At 69.8% G+C, this 2,352-nt stretch carries 2 protein-coding genes; one reads left to right on the forward strand and one right to left on the reverse strand.

Translation table 11 applies throughout. The features are described 5' to 3' along the window. Positions 1-1,113, reverse strand: a 1,113-nt coding sequence (locus Q0C59_RS17655; RefSeq protein WP_291217978.1) for a DUF4010 domain-containing protein, incomplete at its 3' end; no start/stop codon positions are given. 42 nt (positions 1,114-1,155) lie between these two features. Between Q0C59_RS17655 and Q0C59_RS17660 the strand changes: the two genes are divergently transcribed. Further along, the coding region (locus tag Q0C59_RS17660; RefSeq protein ID WP_291217980.1) for an AMP nucleosidase at positions 1,156-2,352 on the forward strand (1,197 nt) is incomplete at its 3' end.

A 2,352-nucleotide genomic window follows, 5' to 3' on the forward strand; every position in this document is an offset into this window, starting at 1 on the left:
CGCCCCCATCACCGCCTGGTGGCCAATGGGCGCGGGCGGGCCCGAGGTGAACACCGCCGCCAGTGCCGAATGCAGGTCGGCCAGCGCACCCAGCAGGCTGCCCACGATGAGGCCGGCCTCGCCCAGCCACAGCGTGAGCGCGTGCACCAGCACCTGAATGCCCGCGAGCAAGGCCGCCACCGCAGCAGCACCTTTCATGCTGAACATGCGCTCGTCCTGCTCCACGGCCACGGGTGCCGCTTCTGAGGGCGCGCCGCGCACCAGCCACAAGCCCCAAGCCAGCGCCAGCGCCGCGCCACCCAGCGCGGGCCACACCAGGTGCGCCAGCCAAGCAGGTTGCACGGCCGCAGCCACCAGCAGCAACTGCAACAAGGTCGACACACAGCTGAGCAGCGCGCCGCCGGCCATCAGCCGCGCACCGCTGCGGCCTTCGCGCACCGCCAGGCCCAGCGTGGCGATGGTGGCCGTGCTCGACACAAAACCCGAGGCCAGGGCCGAGAGCGCCACCGCGTGCCGCGCCTGCAGCAAGCGGCGCGCCAGGTGGGCCGCCGCCTGCACGCCCAGCAGCAAGGCCAGCAACTGCACGATCACGTGCGGGTTGAGCGTGTTGCCCCACAAAGGCCGGTCGGGCACCAGCGGCAACGCCAGCAGCACCAGCGCCGCGAGCACGATGCCGTCGCGCACCTCTGCCGGCCGCAACCACTGGCGAGCAAAGCCGTGCAGGCGCTCGCGCCCGGCGAGCATGGCGGTGAGCCCCACCGCCAGCCCGGCGGCCAGCGGCAGGCTCCAGGCGCACAACACGCCGATCAGGTAGGTGAGCAGCAGGGCCACCTCGGTGGTCACGCCCGGGTCGTCGGAGCGGTCGCGCCAATAGGCGACCACGGTGAGCGCCGCCACCAGCACGGCGCCCGCCACGATCAGGCCGTTGATCTGGGTGAGCGCCGCGGCCGCGCCGGTGACGCAGGTGAGCGCAAAAGTGCGCAGCCCCGCCATCGCCCTGCCCGGCCCCTCGCCCTTGCGGCGCTCGCGCTCGATGCCGATCAACAAGCCACAACCCAAGGCCGCGGCCAGTGTGGCGGCGGCCTGGGGCAGATCGGCTGAAGCGAGACTCATGGTGTCATGCAGGTTCATGGGTGCACAGCCACAATAAGCCCCATGCACAAGACACCCGACTTTACCGCTCCGATTTTTTTGAACGACCCGGCCGCCGCCCTGCTGCAGGTACAGCGCATTTACCACGACAACGTGGAGTTCTTGCGCCAGGCCATGCGCGACTTTGTGGGCGGTGGCGACTTCGCCCACACCCGCGTGCGCGCCTGTTACCCCTACGTGAGGCTGCACACACACAGCGTTTCGCGCCAGGGCAGCAGCAACCTGCCGGTGAGCCGCCTGAGCTACGGCTTCGTGGCCGGCCCCGGGCGTTTTGAGACCACGCTCACCCGCCCCGACCTCTACGCCGACTACTACCTGGAGCAGTTCCGCCTGCTGCTGGCCAACCACGGCGGCGAACTGGAGGTGGGCACCAGCACGCAGCCGATTCCGATCCACTTTTCGTTCGCCGAACACGACCATGTGGAAGGCAGCCTGGACGTGGCGCGCCGCGCCCTGATGCGCGACGTGTTCGATCTGCCCGACCTCACGGCCATGGACGACGGCATTGCCAACGGCACGCACGAACCCCGGCCCGGCGAAGCGCACCCGCTCTCGCTGTTCACCGCCCCGCGCGTGGACTATTCCCTGCAGCGCCTGCGCCACTACACCGGCACCGCGCCCGAGTGGTTCCAGAACTTCGTGCTGTTCACCAACTACCAGTTCTACATCGACGAGTTCATCAAACTCGGCCACGCCGAGATGGCCAGGCCCGACAGCGAGTACATCGCCTTTGTGGAGCCCGGCAACGTGGTGATGCGCCGCACCGGCCTGAGCGCCGAGGCCATCGACCAGCTCGGCCACGCGCCGCCGCGCCTGCCGCAGATGCCGGGCTACCACCTCATGCGCGCCGACCGCAGCGGCATCAGCATGGTGAACATCGGCGTGGGCCCGGCCAACGCCAAGACCATCACCGACCACATCGCCGTGCTGCGCCCGCACGCCTGGCTCATGCTCGGCCACTGCGCCGGCCTGCGCACGAGCCAGCAGCTGGGCGACTACGTGCTGGCCCACGCGTATGTGCGCGAAGACCACGTGCTCGACGAAGAACTGCCGCTGTGGGTGCCGATTCCCGCACTCGCAGAGATCCAGCTCGCACTCGAAGCCGCCGTGGCCGACGTGACCGGTGTGCCGCCGGCCGAGCTCAAACGCATCATGCGCACCGGCACCGTGGCCAGCACCGACAACCGCAACTGGGAACTG

The organism is Hydrogenophaga sp. (genome assembly GCF_022844385.1).
Classification (GTDB): Bacteria; Pseudomonadota; Gammaproteobacteria; order Burkholderiales; family Burkholderiaceae_C; genus Hydrogenophaga.